General features: G+C 44.3%; 18 protein-coding genes. 12 read left to right on the plus strand and 6 right to left on the minus strand.

What is annotated here, in order from left to right; genetic code table 11:
- Window positions 1-15 precede the first annotated feature (15 nt).
- The 7 genes from V7M78_RS15520 to rhaD all read left to right on the plus strand — a co-directional run bounded on the left by V7M78_RS15520 (window position 16) and on the right by rhaD (window position 6,223).
- Window positions 16-924, plus strand: coding sequence for a carbohydrate ABC transporter permease (locus V7M78_RS15520; protein ID WP_333651169.1), 909 nt, complete (start codon window positions 16-18; stop codon window positions 922-924).
- Window positions 925-939: 15 nt separating this feature from the next.
- A complete protein-coding gene (locus V7M78_RS15525) occupies window positions 940-1,767 on the plus strand; it encodes a carbohydrate ABC transporter permease (RefSeq protein ID WP_333651171.1) in 828 nt (275 codons plus the stop codon).
- 158 nt (window positions 1,768-1,925) lie between these two features.
- Entirely contained in the window at window positions 1,926-2,159 is a 234-nt protein-coding gene (locus V7M78_RS15530) for a hypothetical protein (RefSeq protein ID WP_333651173.1), read from the plus strand.
- A 173-nt stretch (window positions 2,160-2,332) separates the two neighbouring features.
- A complete protein-coding gene (rhaB, locus tag V7M78_RS15535; protein ID WP_333651175.1) occupies window positions 2,333-3,769 on the plus strand; it encodes a rhamnulokinase in 1,437 nt (478 codons plus the stop codon).
- A gap of 21 nt (window positions 3,770-3,790) precedes the next feature.
- A complete protein-coding gene (gene rhaM, locus V7M78_RS15540) occupies window positions 3,791-4,105 on the plus strand; it encodes an L-rhamnose mutarotase (protein ID WP_333651177.1) in 315 nt (104 codons plus the stop codon).
- Window positions 4,106-4,133: 28 nt separating this feature from the next.
- A complete protein-coding gene (locus tag V7M78_RS15545) occupies window positions 4,134-5,384 on the plus strand; it encodes an L-rhamnose isomerase (protein ID WP_333651179.1) in 1,251 nt (416 codons plus the stop codon).
- Between the two features lie 11 nt (window positions 5,385-5,395).
- Window positions 5,396-6,223: a rhamnulose-1-phosphate aldolase gene (rhaD, locus tag V7M78_RS15550; protein ID WP_333651181.1), complete on the plus strand. Its 828-nt coding sequence runs from the start codon at window positions 5,396-5,398 to the stop codon at window positions 6,221-6,223.
- A gap of 70 nt (window positions 6,224-6,293) precedes the next feature.
- Here rhaD and V7M78_RS15555 read toward each other — a convergent pair whose 3' ends face one another.
- Window positions 6,294-6,935, minus strand: a complete 642-nt coding sequence (locus V7M78_RS15555) for a hypothetical protein (protein WP_333651182.1) — start codon at window positions 6,933-6,935, stop codon at window positions 6,294-6,296.
- Between the two features lie 300 nt (window positions 6,936-7,235).
- On the opposite strand from V7M78_RS15555, the gene V7M78_RS15560 reads away from it, so the two are divergent.
- The 3 genes from V7M78_RS15560 (at window position 7,236) to V7M78_RS15570 (ending at window position 10,036) form a co-directional block, all read left to right on the plus strand.
- Entirely contained in the window at window positions 7,236-7,526 is a 291-nt protein-coding gene (locus V7M78_RS15560; RefSeq protein ID WP_333651184.1) for a co-chaperone GroES, read from the plus strand.
- A 167-nt stretch (window positions 7,527-7,693) separates the two neighbouring features.
- On the plus strand, window positions 7,694-9,313 hold the full coding sequence (groL, locus tag V7M78_RS15565) for a chaperonin GroEL (RefSeq protein WP_333651186.1): 1,620 nt from the start codon (window positions 7,694-7,696) through the stop codon (window positions 9,311-9,313).
- Window positions 9,314-9,526: 213 nt separating this feature from the next.
- On the plus strand, window positions 9,527-10,036 hold the full coding sequence (locus V7M78_RS15570) for a DUF6106 family protein (protein WP_333651189.1): 510 nt from the start codon (window positions 9,527-9,529) through the stop codon (window positions 10,034-10,036).
- A 61-nt stretch (window positions 10,037-10,097) separates the two neighbouring features.
- On the opposite strand, the gene V7M78_RS15575 is transcribed toward V7M78_RS15570, so the two are convergent.
- The gene (locus tag V7M78_RS15575; RefSeq protein WP_333651191.1) at window positions 10,098-10,943 is read right to left on the minus strand and encodes an Rpn family recombination-promoting nuclease/putative transposase; all 846 of its coding nucleotides are present in this window, start codon (window positions 10,941-10,943) and stop codon (window positions 10,098-10,100) included.
- A gap of 407 nt (window positions 10,944-11,350) precedes the next feature.
- Here V7M78_RS15575 and guaB point away from each other — a divergent pair, with 407 nt between their 5' ends.
- Window positions 11,351-12,805, plus strand: coding sequence for an IMP dehydrogenase (gene guaB, locus V7M78_RS15580; RefSeq protein ID WP_333651193.1), 1,455 nt, complete (start codon window positions 11,351-11,353; stop codon window positions 12,803-12,805).
- A gap of 31 nt (window positions 12,806-12,836) precedes the next feature.
- On the opposite strand, the gene V7M78_RS15585 is transcribed toward guaB, so the two are convergent.
- Window positions 12,837-13,241: a DUF3842 family protein gene (locus tag V7M78_RS15585; RefSeq protein ID WP_333651195.1), complete on the minus strand. Its 405-nt coding sequence runs from the start codon at window positions 13,239-13,241 to the stop codon at window positions 12,837-12,839.
- A 54-nt stretch (window positions 13,242-13,295) separates the two neighbouring features.
- Complete coding sequence (locus V7M78_RS15590) at window positions 13,296-14,705, minus strand: spore germination protein (protein WP_333651197.1); 1,410 nt, start codon at window positions 14,703-14,705, stop codon at window positions 13,296-13,298.
- A 519-nt stretch (window positions 14,706-15,224) separates the two neighbouring features.
- Between V7M78_RS15590 and V7M78_RS15595 the strand changes: the two genes are divergently transcribed.
- A complete protein-coding gene (locus V7M78_RS15595; RefSeq protein ID WP_333651199.1) occupies window positions 15,225-16,097 on the plus strand; it encodes a YitT family protein in 873 nt (290 codons plus the stop codon).
- Window positions 16,098-16,101: 4 nt separating this feature from the next.
- Here the strand turns inward: V7M78_RS15595 and V7M78_RS15600 are convergent, their stop codons facing one another.
- Window positions 16,102-17,487: an MATE family efflux transporter gene (locus V7M78_RS15600; RefSeq protein WP_333651201.1), complete on the minus strand. Its 1,386-nt coding sequence runs from the start codon at window positions 17,485-17,487 to the stop codon at window positions 16,102-16,104.
- Window positions 17,488-17,665: 178 nt separating this feature from the next.
- Window positions 17,666-18,106: an FMN-binding protein gene (locus V7M78_RS15605; protein ID WP_333651203.1), complete on the minus strand. Its 441-nt coding sequence runs from the start codon at window positions 18,104-18,106 to the stop codon at window positions 17,666-17,668.
- Between the last annotated feature and the right edge of the window lie 9 nt (window positions 18,107-18,115).

The raw sequence follows: 18,115 nt of genomic DNA on the forward strand, positions 1-18,115 counted from the left end.
AAGTAGGTGTAAAATATGCAGGGTACCACAAAAAAGAAAATAGCAAAGCGGCAATGGAGGGAATGGATAGAGGGGTATTTATTTATCGCCCCTCTGCTGACCGGAATCTTTATGTTTTACATTATTCCGTTCATTCAGAACTTCTGGTTCAGCTTTAATGATGTGAATAAATTCAATGTAGCTACTTTTTGCGGTCTTGATAATTACATAGAAATGTATCACGATAAAGAAGTGTGGGGAGCACTTGGCAATACATTTCTTTATGTTGGAATTACTGTGCCTGTGGGTCTTATGCTGTCCCTGTTTGTAGCGGCCCTGCTTAATACGAAAATCAGGGGAACTTCTTTTTACCGGACCATTTATTTCCTGCCATCTGTGACCATGTCGGCTGCGGTGGCAGTGGTCTGGAGATGGATTTACAATGAACAGTATGGTCTTTTAAATGCAGCAATAAAGCTTTTGGGGCTTCCGGCACACGGTTGGATTACTGACCCCAGAACCGCCATATTTATGGTTATGATCGTTGGAATATGGGGGACCGTAGGCTATAATATGATCATTCTCCTGGCAGGTATGCAGGGGATATCCAGGTCTTATTATGAAGCTGCGTCGGTAGACGGGGCAAGCGGTATCTGTCAGTTTTTTAAGATCACCGTTCCCATGCTGTCTCCAACGATATTTTTCGTTTTAATCACTTCTGTCATCAGCGGTTTTCAGGTCTTTGATACCATATATATGATGATTGGAAAAAAGAATATGGCCTTTAAAAGCACCCAGACACTGGTTATGATATTTTACAGCAATGCCTTTGATTACGGTCATAAGGGTTATGCAGCAGCCATATCCATTTTAATCTTTTCTATTATCATGCTGGTGACACTGTTCCAGATGTTAGGGCAGAAAAAATGGGTTAATTACGACTAAAGGAGGAGAAGCCGGATGAAGAACGTGAGCAGCCGTAAAAAGCTATTGATCCATCTGATTCTGATTGCAGGAATCGGTATTACCGTGTTTCCCTTTCTTTGGATGATCTTCACTTCGTTTAAAACAAAGGGAGAATCAATGGCCATTCCGCCTACGATTCTGCCTCAGCGACTGGTTACAGATTCCTATTATTCTGTTGTAACCGCACTTCCCTTTGGGAAGATTTATATGAACACCATTTTTTCTACCCTTGTAACAGTTGGGGGACAAGTCATAATCTGTACTCTGGCAGCTTATTCCTTTGCCAGAATTAAGTTTCCGGGAAGAGATGCATTGTTTCTGCTGGTTCTTTCTATCCTGATGGTGCCAGGGCAGATCTTTCTGGTGCCTCAGTATCTTATTATACAGAAAATGGGCCTTTTAGATACTCTGTTTGCCCTTTTCCTGCCTAATTTATTCAGTTCCTTCGGAACCTTTATGATGCGGCAGTTTTTCTTATCCCTGCCTGATGAGCTGGAAGAAGCGGCCATTCTTGACGGCTGCGGCAGATTCCAGATTCTCGTTAAGATTATGGTTCCTCTGATTAAACCGGGAATTGTGGCCCTTGTTATTTTTACAGCTAAGTTTGCCTGGAATGATTTTATGTGGCCCATGATCGTCAATACCACAACTTCTAAAATGACTCTGGCTCCTGCTCTTTCCACGCTGCAAGGGCAGTATATTAATGATTATCCGGCCCAGATGGCAGGATCTGTTCTGGCGGTTATTCCAATGGTTATTCTGTTTTTTATCTTCCAGAAGCAATTCATTGAAGGAGTGGCACATACGGGAGTAAAGGGTTAAGAAAGAATTTGAAAATCCTTAAAACCCAAGAATTTTACGAAAAAGTTTATCCGAAATTTTATAGAAACAGAAGTTATAAAGTAATAAACAAAGGGAATATTACATATACTTGGTAATATATGGCTGATATAAAAATTTTTATAAAGGAGAGGACCATTATGCCAAGAGGAGTAAGAAAAACACCGCTTGAAAAGCTTCAGGAAGAGTTAAAAGAGGTGCAGGAATCCATTCAGCAGTATAAAAACTGCCTTGTTACTTTAAACGAAAAAGAAAAAACCATTCAGGATAAAATGAAGCTGGAAGAATTTAAAGAAGTATCATCAATATTGGACGAGCATGAGATGTCAATTATGGATTTAAAGGAATTGCTGATTTCATCGAAAGCGGAATAAATAAGATTTATGTGGCTTAGGAAGCCGTGCAAATAAGGACGCAGTTTTAATTAAACTGCGTCCTTATTTTTTGTCTCCATATCCGTTATGATAGAAACAGAAACATCCTTTGGGTATTTCTGCATGTCCCAATAGGGTGGCGGGAAAGAAAAGAGGAATGGAGAGTGGTTTATATGGAAAAGTACTATCTTGCCATAGATATCGGTGCCTCCAGCGGACGTCATATCCTGGGTTCTTTAAAAGAAGGAAAGATAGTCTTTGAGGAGATTTACCGGTTTGACAATGGCATGAAACTCAAAGACGGACATTTGTGCTGGGATATGGAGTCCTTATTTGCGGAAATAAAAGAGGGCATGAAGCAGTGTAAAAAACTTGGGAAAATTCCTGTTACCATGGGAATTGATACCTGGGCAGTGGATTTTGTTCTTTTGGATGAGGAAAACCGGCTGCTGGGAAATGCGGTGGGATATCGGGACGACAGGACAAAGGGAATGGATGATAAGGTATATGAGATCATTTCTTTGAAGGACTTATATAAGAAAACTGGAATCCAGAAGCAGATTTTTAACACCATTTATCAGCTTACGGCTGTAAAGGAAGAAAGACCGGAATATATGGAAAAGGCGGCTTCCTTCCTTATGATTCCTGACTATTTTCATTATCTTCTGACAGGGTTAAAGAGGCAGGAGTATACCAATGCAACCACCACCCAATTAGTGAACCCGGAAACAGGAAACTGGGATTACGAATTGATTGAGAAACTGGGCTTTCCGGAAAGGCTTTTTCATCAGCTTTCCATGCCGGGAACTTTAGTGGGAACATTGAAGCCGGAAATAGAAGCGGAATTGGAATTTAACTGCCAAGTGGTTCTTCCGGCCACTCATGATACCGGTTCCGCTGTTATGGCAGTTCCAATGGAGGAGGGCAGCGGAGATTCCTTGGAAGACATTCTTTACATAAGCTCAGGAACCTGGTCTCTTATGGGAACAGAACTGGGCAAGGCGGATTGTTCTGTGGAAAGCATGGAAGCTAACTTTACCAATGAGGGCGGCTACGATTTCCGGTTCCGGTATTTAAAGAATATTATGGGGCTTTGGATGATCCAGTCCGTAAGGAAGGAATTGGCATCTGAAGGGCAGAATTACTCCTTTGCCGGGCTGTGTCAGATGGCTTCAAAGGAAACTATTGCTTCTATAGTAGACTGCAATGACAGTACATTTCTGGCACCGGAGAGCATGGTGAAAGCAGTGCAGGATTTTTGCCGAAGGTCCGGAATGCAGGTGCCTGAGACGGCAGGGGAAGTGGCGGCTGTCATTTACAACAGCCTTGCTGCCTGCTACAGGGACACAGTTGAGGAACTGGAAGCCATTACAGGAAAGCATTACTCCTCCATTCATGTGGTGGGAGGCGGCTCCAATGCAGAGTATTTAAATCAGTTAACAGCAAACCGCACAGGGCGGACTGTCTATGCGGGGCCTGGAGAAGCCACTGCCATCGGTAATCTGCTGGCCCAGATGCTGGCAGCAGGAGAATTTAAGGATTTAAAATCAGCAAGAGAAAGGGTTTACCGTTCTTTTGCCATAACAGAATACAAGCCGGATCACCAGTGATAGGAAGGGAGAGGGATTTTTATGATACGGAAATCATTTAAAATGTATTTAAATGAAGGAATGGCTCAGGAATATGAAAAGAGGCACAACCTGCTATGGCCTGAAATGAAAGAGATGATTCATCAATGCGGCGGCCATAACTATTCTATTTTCCTGGATGAAGAAACAAATGTCCTTTACGGCTACATAGAAATTGAAGATGAGGAGAAATGGGCTGCATCGGCGGATACGGCTATTAACCGGAAATGGTGGGACTTTATGGCAGATATTATGGAAACCAACCCTGACAACAGCCCGGTTTCCGTCGGATTAAAACCTGTGTTTCACTTGGATTAAATCAAATTATATAGAAGGAGAAACGATCATGACAATAAAAGAACGGTATGAGGCGGCAAAAGAAATGTATCAGGGAGCAGGTATTGATGTGGATGCAGCGGTGGAAGCCTTAAAAAGAATCCCCATTTCCATGCATTGCTGGCAGGGTGATGATGTAAATGGATTTGACCGGGAAGGCGCTTTATCCGGCGGAATCCAGGCAACCGGCAATTATCCGGGGCGGGCCAGGAATCCGGGGGAGCTGATGGCAGATATGGATAAGGCTCTGAGCCTGATTCCGGGAAAGCACAGGATTAACCTTCATGCCAGTTACGCTATTTTTGAAGAAGGAGAATGGGCTGACAGGGATAAGCTGGAGCCAAAGCATTTTGCAAAATGGGTGGCGTTTGCCAAGGAGAGGGGCATTGGCATTGATTTTAACCCTACATTGTTTTCTCATCCAAAGGCCGAGAATGCCACTTTATCAAGCCAGGATCCTGAAATCCGCAGCTTCTGGATTGACCATGTAAAGGCATGTATCCGTATTTCCCAGTATCTTGCAGAGGAACAGGGAACTCCCTGTACCATGAATATATGGATTCCCGACGGACTGAAGGATATCCCTGCCGACAGGACGGCTCCAAGAGCAAGGCTTAAGGATTCTCTTGATCAGATTCTTTCTATGGATTATGACAAGAGCAAGGTATATGTGGCAGTGGAATCTAAGGTGTTTGGAATCGGCATGGAAAGTTATACCGTAGGTTCCCATGAGTTTTATATGAATTATGCTTCTAAAAATGATATTCTCTGCCTGCTGGACAGCGGACATTATCATCCCACAGAAGCAGTATCTGACAAGATTTCTTCCATGCTCCTGTTCTTTGACAAAGTGGCCCTTCACGTTACAAGGCCTGTGCGCTGGGACAGTGACCATGTGGTATTGTTTGACGATGAAACGAAGGAGATTGCCAAGGAAATCGTACGGGGAGACGCTGGCCGTGTTCTTCTGGCCCTGGACTTCTTTGACGCAGGAATCAACCGTTTAAGCGCCTGGATCGTGGGAATGCGCAACATGCAGAAGGCTCTGCTAAATGCCCTCCTTCTTCCCAATGAAAGGCTGGCAAAATTGCAGGAGGAGCGCAATTTCACCGAGCAGATGATGGTTCAGGAGGAGATGAAGCTTTACCCCATAGGCGATGTGTGGAATTATTTCTGTGAAATCAATGGAGTTCCCGCAAAAGAGGACTGGTTTGAAGAAGTCCGTGCCTATGAAAAAGAAGTGCTGGTTAACCGGAAATAAGGAGGAAGAATATGAAAATTTTAGATGCTGAATTTGTAAAAGGCTTTATCCGCTTATGTGACGACGGATTTCGCCAGAACTGGCATGAGAGAAACGGAGGCAACTTAAGCTACCGGATCAAGCCGTCAGAAGTGGAAGAGATAAAAGAGGAGCTGACAAAGGAAAAACCCTGGCAGCCCATTGGCACTGCAGTAAAGGGATTGGCCGGAGAGTATTTTATGGTGACCGGAAGCGGGAAGTATTTCCGCAATGTGATCCTGGATCCCAAAGCCAATACGTGTATCATTGAAATCGATGAAACAGGGGAACAATACAGAATCTGCTGGGGACTGGTAAATGGCGGCCGCCCCACCAGCGAGCTTCCTTCCCATCTCATGAACCATGAAGTGAAAAAAGAGGCCACAGATGGAAGACACAGGGTGATTTACCATGCCCATCCCACTAATATCATTGCCCTCACTTTTGTGCTTCCATTAGAAGACAAGGTATTTACCAGAAAATTATGGGAAATGGCTACGGAGTGTCCGGTTGTATTTCCCTCCGGTATTGGAGTGGTAGGCTGGATGGTTCCGGGGGGACGGGATATTGCGGTGGCAACCAGCGAACTGATGAAAAAATACGATGCAGCCATCTGGGCCCATCACGGCCTGTTTGCTTCAGGAGAGGATTTTGACCTGACCTTCGGCCTGATGCATACGGTGGAAAAGTCTGCTGAAATCCTTGTTAAGGTGCTCTCAATCCGCCCTGATAAGCTTCAGACCATAACCGCAGAAAACTTCCGCGATCTGGCAGTTGATTTCAAGGTGGCCTTACCGGAAGAATTCCTTTATGAAAAGTAATTTGTGACAGAAAATAAAAAACCGTCGGAACCAGTTGAGTTCCGGCGGTTTGTCTCCTGTCTTAAGGGAGTTATTCCATAATATCTTCCACAATGGTGGTGGTTTCTTCGGCCAGGTTTTTCAGAGCTTTTCCAGCATCCTCTGCTGTATCTTTTGCCTGATCAACTACATCTTCAGCCGTTTCTTTTACGGTGTCAGCAGCATCCTCAACAGCATCTTCTATAACGTCTGCTGCGTCTACTGCCTTATCAGCCAGATAATCTGCTGCTCCGGCAGCGTAATCCAGGCCTCCGTCTTCAGTCATGTCCTCCTGGTCTAAAGCCGCTTTTGCCTGTCCTTTAGCAGAGTCAAACTTATCCTTTGCAGTAAATTTCATGGCAGAAGCTGCTTCCTTTACCGTATCGGTAACAATGCCTGCCGCATCCTTTACCATGTTTCTTGCCGCATTAGCCGCATCTCTGGCTGCTTCTGCCGTATCAGAGGCTGCGATCTTAAATTCGTCCTTATTGGCATGTAAGGAAACGTAATTGCGGTTCATGGTGCTGTCAATTTTGGTAATGTCATCGTCGTCATCTTCAAAGTCATGGAAGTTTTCTTCCAGTTCCTTGTGAAAGGATTTGTATTTTGTAAAGTAAGAGATGCCGGCAGCGGCAGCGCCTGCTATCGTTGCAAGTGCTACAAATTTCCCAAAACCATTACCTTTTTTTGCCATTTAAAACACTCCTTTCCTTTTGGGCATAATGATACGCCTGAAAGGCGATTTACTCTGTTTAATATTGTAATACTTCCAAAAGAAAAAATAAAGGTATATAATAAGAAAATTTCTATAAACTATGTAGATGAGGACAAAAATCCTTAAATATGGGAAAAATGTAAAAAATATATAAAGTTAGCACTCAACTCTTGACAGTGCTAATAATGAGTGATATAACTTAGTATGTAAATAAAATAAAACTTCTTTAGGTGAACCTGAAGAAAGAAAATAATCAAATGTCTATGAGGAGGAATTGCAATGAAATTAGTTCCATTATTTGACAAAGTCGTTTTAAAACCGCTGGTTGCTGAAGAAACAACCAAGTCAGGAATTGTCCTGCCAGGTCAGGCAAAGGAAAAACCACAGCAGGCGGAAGTCATCGCAGTAGGACCTGGCGGTCTGGTAGACGGAAAAGAAGTCTCCATGCAGGTAAAAGTGGGCGATAAGGTAATCTTCTCCAAATATTCCGGAACAGAGATTGAAACCGGGGAAGACGATGAGAAATTTGTAATCGTAAAGCAGAATGACATTTTAGCGGTAATTGAATAACCGGGCAATCAGAATTTGAACGTAACTGTTCAGTACGGCGGAATAATGGGGTTAAAATCAGTGTCAAGCTTGCTTGTAAGATGATTTTTGCACCATTATTCTCATCGGAGGTCCTAAATAATTATATTAAAACTAATATTTTTAGACGAAAACTGGAGGAATGAAACATGGCAAAGCAGATTAAATATGGCGTGGACGCCAGAAAAGCACTGGAGTCCGGAGTAAATCAGTTAGCAGATACTGTTCGTGTGACCTTGGGACCCAAGGGAAGAAACGTTGTTTTGGATAAATCCTTTGGCTCACCTTTAATCACCAATGACGGTGTGACCATTGCAAAGGAAATTGAATTAGAAGATGCATTTGAAAATATGGGAGCTCAGTTAGTAAAAGAAGTTGCCACAAAGACCAATGATGTGGCAGGTGACGGTACTACAACTGCAACTGTTCTGGCTCAGGCTATGATCAACGAAGGCATGAAGAACCTGGCAGCTGGCGCAAACCCAATCGTTTTAAGAAAGGGTATGAAGAAAGCGACAGAAGCAGCCATAGAGGCTATTGCAAAGATGAGCGAGCCCATTAAGGGAAAAGCTTCTATTGCAAGAGTTGCAGCTATTTCCGCAGCAGATGATGAAGTAGGCGAGATGGTAGCTGACGCTATGGAAAAGGTTTCTAACAACGGCGTTATTACTATTGAAGAGTCTAAGACCATGAAGACAGAGCTGGACCTGGTAGAAGGTATGCAGTTTGACAGAGGTTATGTTTCCGCTTATATGTGTACTGACATGGAGAAGATGGAAGCTAACTTAGATGATCCGTACATCCTGATTACAGATAAGAAGATTTCCAACATTCAGGAGATCCTTCCATTGTTAGAGCAGGTGGTTCAGTCCGGCGCAAGACTTCTCATCATTGCAGAAGACGTAGAAGGCGAAGCACTGACAACCCTGATTGTAAATAAATTAAGAGGAACCTTCAATGTAGTAGGTGTAAAGGCACCTGGCTACGGCGACAGAAGAAAAGAGATGCTTCAGGATATCGCAGTTTTAACAGGCGGTACCGTAATTTCCGACGAATTGGGCTATGATCTTAAGAGCGCTACCCTGGATATGTTAGGACGTGCAAAATCCGTTAAGGTTCAGAAGGAAAATACAGTCATCGTAGACGGCAACGGCGACAAAGATGCCATCAACGCCAGAATCGGCCAGATCAAGAGTCAGATCGAGGAAACCACTTCTGACTTTGACAGAGAGAAATTACAGGAAAGACTTGCAAAATTATCCGGCGGCGTAGCAGTAATCCGTGTAGGTGCTGCAACAGAAACTGAGATGAAGGAAGCAAAGCTTCGTATGGAAGATGCTTTATCTGCAGCAAGAGCAGCAGTGGAGGAAGGTGTAATCGCAGGCGGCGGTTCTGCTTATATTCATGCGATTACTCAGATTGAACATGTTGTAAGTGAACTGGAAGGCGATGAGAAAACCGGAGGAAAGATCATCTTAAAGGCTCTGGAGTCTCCGTTATACCACATTGTTGCCAACGCAGGTCTGGAAGGCAGCGTTATCATCAATAAGGTGAAAGAATCCAAGGTTGGAACTGGTTTTGACGCATACAAGGAAGAATATGTAGATATGGTTGAAGCAGGTATTCTGGATCCTACTAAGGTAACCAGAAGCGCACTTCAGAATGCAACCAGCGTTGCTTCTACCCTATTGACAACTGAGTCCGTTGTTGCTAATATTAAAGAAAAATCACCAGCAATGCCTGCACCGGGCGGAATGGATATGATGTAAGCAATGAGCAGTGCGAAACAGGACGTGAACAAATTTTCGTTGTGCTTGCACATAAGAAAACTTGTTTATGTCTTGTTTCATAGGGCGAATGCCCGACAGCGGGTAGAGCCGCAGGCTTTACCCGCTGCACTGCGGACTTACTGCACTGCAGGAAATCTGCACTGCGGACTCCCGGAAATGTCAGGCACCAAAGAGGAAAGGACCCAGTACCATATGAATGAAATGTATGCAGAATGTCTTGTAAAACGCAAATCCCCAGCCTATACTATGCTGTTAAAAATCGCAATGGGAGTTCTATGTGTAATCGCATTTTTCCTTTCCATCACTCCGCTTTTGGGAGTCTTTGGAGTGGTAATTCTCTTTGCGGCTATTGCAGGAACCTACTTTGTATTCCGCAACAGCGAGGTGGAATTTGAATATCTTTATGTGACCAACAGCCTTTCCGTTGACCGGATTTACGGCAAGAGTAAGAGAAAGAAAGCCTGGGAAGGTTCCATGAATGATATCCAGATTGTTGCGCCTACAGGTTCCACAGAGGCCAGAGATCACGAGACAGGAAATATAAAAGTACTGGATTTTTCTTCCCATATGCCGGGAGTAAAGACTTATACCCTGATCAGCCAGTCCGGCGGAGAACGGACCAAAATCATATTTGAGCCCGATGAAAAGCTGCTTCGCTGTATGAGAATGACAGCGCCGCGGAAGGTGATTCAGGGAATATAATAGAAATCAGGAGACAAGCGGTTTGAATGGACTGCCTGCCTCCTGATTTTTTTATTTTATTTTATAAAGGATTTTGGTTGAGTTCTGAAAAAGAAGACAGATTTTTCCGGCAGACTTCTATTTCATCTCTTGATGCATCGCAGACAGCCATAATCTGCTCTACCGGAAATTCCTGGCTGAGCATTTTCATGATTATTTTTCTGCGCTCCTGTTCCATTCCCTGTTCTATACCCTTTTCCATGCCCTTTTCTATATTTTCCATATCACGCATTAGTAATGTCATATATTCATGCCTCCATTCTCTGTTCTTTTTTGCCTCTTTTACGGCATCTTCCAGCTTTTTTCCAAAGGGATCACTGACCGGTCTCCCGGCCACAAGGTCGAGAAAAGCTTTCAGCCCTTCACTGATGTTACCGGTATTGCCGTCAGCATTCAAAAAAATCCTGGTTGTTCCGTCTTGCAAATGTATGTAGTTATCTTCCTTACAAATATATTCAAATGTATAAATGTGCCTGTTTTTACCGAATAAGTCAAATGGGCAGATAAAAATGATATAGCTGTTATTTAATTTTGTATATGTCTCTCCTTTATCAATTAACTGCAAATCAATGATGGACTGGTAGTACCTTGTTCTTTTGGGAAGTTCTTTTGTGTCGATTGTCTGCATTTCAATGTTATACACTGTGCTGTTATCTCCGATTACATAAACATCCAGTCTTATGCTGCGGGCATCTTTATCCAGGCGGATGCTTTTTTGAAGTTCCGGGTATTGAATGCTGGAAATATTTAATTCCGGAAGTATTTTCTGCAAAAGCTCCATGCACAGCGCCGGATCTGTCATGACCTTTCCAAAAATAAAGTCATTGGATATTCCCAGGGAGTTCCAATCAGTTTTCATTTTAATCATTCGTGCCTCCTGCTGCAGGGTATTTGTATAAACAGCAGGAAAAGCCAGTCAGCAATGTCCTGCCGGAAAATATCTCCCTCAGAGCATTGCAGCAAACATACCTTATATCAGAATTATATCATTTTAAGGATTCTGTTGCAAGAACGGGATAGAGAGGAAGACTTGGAAGATAATTTTAAAATGGAATAAAAAATGACAAAAAAGAAATTTCTGAAGCTGAAAAAAGAATTTAAAAAGATATTTGATATGATGGTTTTATGATACCACAGAGTCAAAAACAAGTAAACAATTAATTAAGTTTTTGTCCGTTGACAACCTTTATAAAATTTGTTAAACTATGTAACTAATAAGCAGGCAAGAATACTTAGCAACCGTACAAATCGTAAAGAAAAGGAGAGATTAAATTAATGGGTACAATTATTGGCGACGGCATTACTTTTGATGATGTGCTCCTGGTTCCGGCCTATTCAGAAGTGGTCCCGAATCAGGTTGATTTAACAACCAGTCTTACCAAAACGATTAAGCTGAATATCCCCCTTATGAGCGCAGGAATGGATACGGTGACGGAACACCGCATGGCCATTGCCATGGCGAGACAGGGAGGAATCGGCATTATCCATAAGAACATGTCCATTGATCAGCAGGCAGAGGAGGTTGATAAGGTCAAAAGGTCTGAGAACGGTGTTATCACAGACCCATTTTTTCTCTCCCCGGAGCATACCTTAAAGGATGCCAATGATCTTATGAGCAAGTTCCGCATTTCAGGAGTTCCCATTACAGAAGGAAAAAAACTGGTGGGTATCATCACCAACCGGGATTTGAAATTTGAAGAGGACTTCAGCCGCAAGATCAAGGAATCCATGACCTCTGAAAACCTGGTAACAGCCAAAGAAGGAATTACTCTGATGGAGGCCAAGAAGATTCTTGGCAAGGCAAGAGTGGAAAAGCTTCCTATTGTAGATGACGACTTTAATTTAAAGGGTCTGATTACCATTAAGGACATCGAAAAGCAGATCAAATATCCAATTTCCGCTAAGGATAACCAGGGAAGGCTGTTGTGCGGCGCTGCCGTGGGAATTACAGCCAACGTGCTGGAACGGGTAGGAGCTTTGGTAGGGTCCAAGGTAGATGTGGTGGTTTTAGACTCTGCTCATGGTCATTCTGAAAATGTTATTCACTGCGTAAAGCTGATCAAGGAAGCTTATCCGGAGCTTCAGGTCATTGCAGGAAACGTAGCTACAGGAGAGGCCACAAAGGCATTGATTGAGGCCGGAGCCGATGCAGTGAAGGTGGGAATCGGACCTGGTTCCATCTGTACCACCCGTGTGGTAGCCGGGATCGGCGTTCCCCAGATTACCGCAGTTATGGACTGCTACGCTGTAGCCAAGGAATATGGAGTGCCTATCATTGCCGACGGCGGAATCAAGTACTCCGGTGATCTGACAAAGGCCATTGCAGCCGGCGGAAGCGTATGTATGATGGGAAGCATGTTTGCCGGATGCGACGAAAGCCCGGGAACATTTGAATTGTACCAGGGAAGAAAATACAAGGTATACCGCGGCATGGGTTCTATTGCAGCCATGGAAAACGGAAGCAAGGACCGGTATTTCCAGGCTGATGCCAAAAAGCTGGTTCCCGAAGGGGTAGAGGGCCGTGTGGCCTATAAGGGAATGGTAGAGGATACCGTATTCCAGATGCTGGGAGGCCTGCGGTCCGGAATGGGATACTGCGGAACACAGACCATTAAAGAGCTGCAGGAAAACGGAAGATTTGTGAAGATCACGGCAGCTTCCTTAAAGGAAAGCCATCCCCATGATATTCATATCACAAAAGAAGCGCCTAACTACAGCGTTGATGAATAAAAGTTTCTTATAAAATAAAAGCAGGTGGAGATCATAAAAGATCCTCCACCTTTTTGATTACAAGGCTAATGGCCTCTGTTAAATTCAGACTTTCGCAGCCCACTACGTGATGGTTGCATTTATTTACCGGAATCAGTATTTTATACGCAGAGCTTTTCCCTATGGCCTCTGACATGGCCGGTGTGATTTCTCCCAGAAGAGAGTCTGCAATGACGATTCCTATAGGGCCGATGATCACATCCGCCTGACGGCTCGCAACAATAACCGGATTTTGGCCGGTAGCCCCTGCATCGGCTCCTGCCTTTAACATGGCAGAGGTGGCGATGGAATTGGTTCCTACGGCAGTGATGAAAAGCTCGGGATGAGACTTTTTAAGCTGGACAATGACGGATTGTCCCATTTTTCCGCCCTGTCCGTCAATGATAACGATGTTCATGGCAATCCTCCTCGCCCTTTATTGTATTATAGGAGAGGAAAGAAATCAAGGAAGTTATTTCTTCTTATGAGGAAGCCGTCCCCGGAAAAACCGCTTTTTCAGTTCTGAAAAATGGAAGGGGATCAAGGGATAGATATAGCTCTTTCCGGCAATGGTCTTGTTAAATACAATGGCGCCAAGAGAAAGCAAGACACCTCCCGCAAAACCCCAGTAATTGAACAGGGCTGTTGTGATCAGCATGATCATTCTCATGAATTTAAAGGCATAGCCCAGTTCAAAGCTGGACTGGGAGTAGTTTGCAATGGTCACAAAGGCCATATAAAGCATGGTTTCACTGCTGAACCAGCCGGATTTTACTGAATATTCTCCCAGTACAATACCGGCGATAACGCTCAGAGGAGTGGTCAGCATGCTGGGAGTGGTAACCGCGGCAAGCCTCAAGCCGTCAATGGCAAACTCCAGAATCAAAAGCTGGAAAATCAAAGGAACCTGGGGGGCCTCCGTCATCTTGGTAAATTGGAGCCAGGAGGGAATGATCTCCGGATTCTGCATGAGAAGCAGCCATAAAGGTGTCATAAACAGGGTCAGTATGGAAATGATCAGCCTGGAAAGGCGCAGGTAAGTGCCTGTAACAGGAGGGAAATAATAGTCATCAGCTTCTTCAATGATGTCAAATACAGACGAGGGAAGTATCATGGCAGCAGGAGAGCTGTCCACCAGGATGATGATATTTCCCTCTAAAATCGAAGCTGCAGCCGTGTCCGGGCGCTCGGAAAACTTAAACTTGGGAAAGGGATTGAACCATTTATGGGGATAAAGGCACTCTGCAAGGCTTTCCTGGTTCATGGTCAGGGCATCTACCTCCAGCTTTGATATGCGGTCCTTAATCATGGCAAGGAGCTTTTCATCCACCCTGCCCTTAAAATAGCAGATGGCAATATCCGTGTGGGAGCTTTCACCGGTGCTCATGATTTCCATGGTGAGCTTTGGGTCCCTGATTCTCCGGCGGATGAGGGCAGTGTTAAAGATCAGGGTTTCCACAAATCCGTCTCTGGAGCCTCTTAGAACCTTGTCTTTTTCCGGCTCTGATACTCCCCTGGCAGGGTAGGTGCGGCAGTCCACGGTGATACAGGTGTCGTAACCGTCAATAAACAGGCAGGATATACCCATTAAAAGCTGGGTTATCATTTGATCCTCGTCCTTAACCAGCCCGATCTCACCGTAAGGCAGATACTTTTTTGAGAAAGTATGGGCATCAGGGGGCATGTCCTCTTCTTTGATGGCGGCGAAGCCGGGGAGGATTTTTAACCAGACCTCATCCTTTGTAAAGCCGTCGATAAAATAGATACAGGCCTCCCGGCCTGCCATGTGTATAACCCGGTATACCACATCAAAATTCGATTGAACGTCCAGTTTTTCATGGAGGCGTTTTATATTGTCCGATAACTTTGGGGAAAATTCCATGGTGATGATCTCCTTATGGCTTATGAAAAGATATAAGGATAGTATGTGCATTTTTATAAAAAATATGTTCAGAGTTTTTCGGGATTTTATATATAAAATTCCAATAATGTTTCTTGTATACAAGGTTATTTTTGGTGAAATACACTAAAAACATTGACTTTTGAGGAAATAAATGGTATTATCATCGATGTGAGAAGCGTAAGGAAGTGCACGAGATGTACAGTTTTGACACGTGAATTTTAGAAAGCAGAAATTTTATAATGTGACGGCTTAAGAACGTGACAAAGGATTGCCTTCTGTGGGGGAAGGGCAATCCTTTTTTTATCGCATAGGAAAGTTCGTCCTATGCGATAAAAACCCTCCGGGGGATCGCACTGCGGCAGTAGGGTTGGATGTCGCAAAAGCGACCCGCCGCAGGCGGAGAATCCCGCAAGCGGGATTCTTTATTTCTGAAAAGTATTGATATAGAGGAAAAAATTACATATACTATCACTTAGTGACAAGGAGGAAGTTAAGTTTATGTTGAAAAAGTTGAGGAGAGATAAGCGGGGCAGAAATGTGATAACAGCAGTGGCTGTTGTGGCAGCCGCATTTTTACAGACGTTTGTCATACAGACATTTATACGGCCGTCTGGCCTTTTGTCAGGCGGGTTTACGGGAATTGCGATTTTAATTGACCGGATCACTTCCCTTTTTGGAAGTAATTTTTCCACTTCCCTGGGAATGATCCTTTTAAATCTTCCCGTTGCCTGGGCCTGCAGCAAAAGCATCAGCAAACGGTTCACCATGTTTTCCCTGATCCAGGTTTTTTTAGCCAGTGCATTTTTGAAAATCCTGCATTTTGAGCCTATTTTTGAAGATATCATACTCAATGTGCTGTACGGAGGGGTGCTGTATGGATTTGCCATTGTCATGGCCCTCAGGGGAAATGCTTCCTCCGGAGGAACCGACTTCATCGCCCTGTATGTATCCAATAAAACCGGGAAATCCATATGGACTCAGGTCTTTATGGGCAACGTGATTCTGCTTTCCATTTTTGGAGCTATTTTTGGCTGGGACTACGCCGGGTATTCCATCTTATTCCAGTTTGTGAGCACCATGGTCATATCCACCTTTCATCACCGGTATGAGCGGGTCACCCTTCAGATCACCACCACAAAGGGGCCTGAGATGGCGAAGGAGTATGTAAAAACCTTCCGCCATGGCATTTCCTGTGTGGAGGCAGTGGGAGGATACAGCGGAAGGGATATGTACCTCCTTCATACAGTGGTTTCCTCTTATGAGGTGCCCGATATGGTAACCCTGTTCCTGGAAGTGGATGAAAACGTCATCGTAAACATGTTAAAAACACAGCAGTTTTACGGCAGGTTTTACAGGGCTCCCATGGAGTGAATTTTTACTGGCCCAAGCGGGGCAGCCTCAACCGTTTTAAGGGGCTGAACCAGTTGAAGTACACGATGAATAAAAGTGAGGTAATAACCCAGGTCAGAGGATAGCTGAAGATCAGGGTCCTGATTCCGGGGCGAATGGGAACGGCCACAAGTATCCAGAAAACCCGGAGTCCACAGATCCCCAGAGCTGTAATGATCATGGGAATCCAGCTGTCTCCTACTCCTCTGAGGGAGCCGGAATAAATTTCAATGCACACATAGGTAAAGAATGCGGGGGAGAGGAAGCGGAGTATTTCCATTCCCTTTTCAATCACATCCCGGTCATTGGTAAACAGTAAATAGATGTAGCTGCCGAAGTAATACAGTAAAACGCTTAAGACAAAGGCGGAAATAAAGCCCATGACCATGCAGATCCGGATGCCCTTGTACACCCTGTCCTTTTTGCCTGCTCCGTAGTTTTGTCCCACAAAGGTGGTGACTGCAATTCCAAAGGCGCTGATGATCATCCAGAAGATGCTGTCAATCTTTGAATAGGCTGTCCATGCAGCAATGGTGTCGGTTCCCAGGGAATTGACGGCAGCCTGGATGATCACATTGGAAGAGGAGTACATCACTGACTGGAGGGCGGCAGGAAAGCCGATTCTGGTCATCTGCTTTAACATTTCCCGGTCAATCCCTATGTCTTTTACCTTAAGCCGGTAAGACTGGTTTGTTCTGGCCAGCACACGGGCCACTAAAACGGCGCTGACAAACTGGGAGATAATGGTGGCAGCGGCAGCTCCTGCAACTCCCATGTGAAAGTAGACTACAAACACCAGGTCCAGAACAATGTTGGTAAAACAGCTTGCGATTAAAAAATAAAGTGGATGCCTGGAATTTCCGGCAGCTCTTAAGATGCCGGCTCCCATATTATAAAAAAGGTTTGGAATGGCACCTAAAAAATAAATCCGCAGATATAAAACAGAATAATCCATGATGTCGTCTGGAGTTCCCATGGCCCTTAAAGCAGAAGGCGCCAAAAAAAATCCCACAAACATCAGAACAATACCGCCTATAATGGAAAAGGCGGCAGCAGTATGAACGGCCAGGCTCACCTGGCTTTCCTTTTTTGCCCCGTAAAACTGGGAAATAATCACTCCGGCGCCTGAGGAAAGCCCGACAAAAATTCCGATCAGCAAATTGATCAGGGTTCCTGTAGGGCCTCCGACGGCTGCCAGGGCTTCCTTGCCCACAAACCGTCCTACCACGACGGCATCGGCAGTGTTATAAAGCTGCTGAAAAAAAGTTCCGAATAAAATGGGAAAGAAAAACAGAAGAAGCTGCTTCCATATCACTCCCTCTGTAATCTGATTATGCCCTGGGGCATCAAGTGTCTTTGTATTCTGATTCATTTTGATTTCCTCTTTTGGCTCATGTATTTTGAGCATAATGGTATGCCCGGAGGGTGCTTTCTCTTTTGGCCCATGCTTTCTGGGCATAATGGTATGCCCGGAGGGCGCTTCCTCTTTTAGGTAATTATGTATTTTGCCTTATCATTATACAGTCTTAAATGGGAAAATACAATCCCGATTATTCACTTACCTGTGCTTTGGAAATGGCCTGGTCTACAGCCTTTAAAAGCATCCCTGAGGTATACCTGGTTTCAGCGGAATAAGAGACGTTTTTGGTGGACTGGTTTTTGACGATCTGCTCTGATAAGTTATTCATGGCCGGCTGTATCAGCGGATACATGGTGGCTACGGTTTCGCTTAAAGGAACCAGGGTGACCGAGGTGATTTGTTTGGAGTCGACGGTAATTTCCACGTTTGCCTCTTGATGGTTCAGCATAATAGCAGAGGTATAGACTCCCGGAACGTAGATCACTGGATCACCGGAGGTCTGAACAGAATCCCTCTTGGGGCGGAACATGACTAAAAACAAAGTGATGAGGAGAATTCCAAGGCCCACAAAGATTGCAGTGTAAATGATTTCCTTCATTCGTAAAACAATGATTTTTGTTTTAGAGCTCATAAAAGAAGC

The sequence above is a fragment of the Lacrimispora sp. genome (assembly GCF_036758025.1).
In the GTDB taxonomy this organism is placed as follows: Bacteria; Bacillota; Clostridia; order Lachnospirales; family Lachnospiraceae; genus Lacrimispora.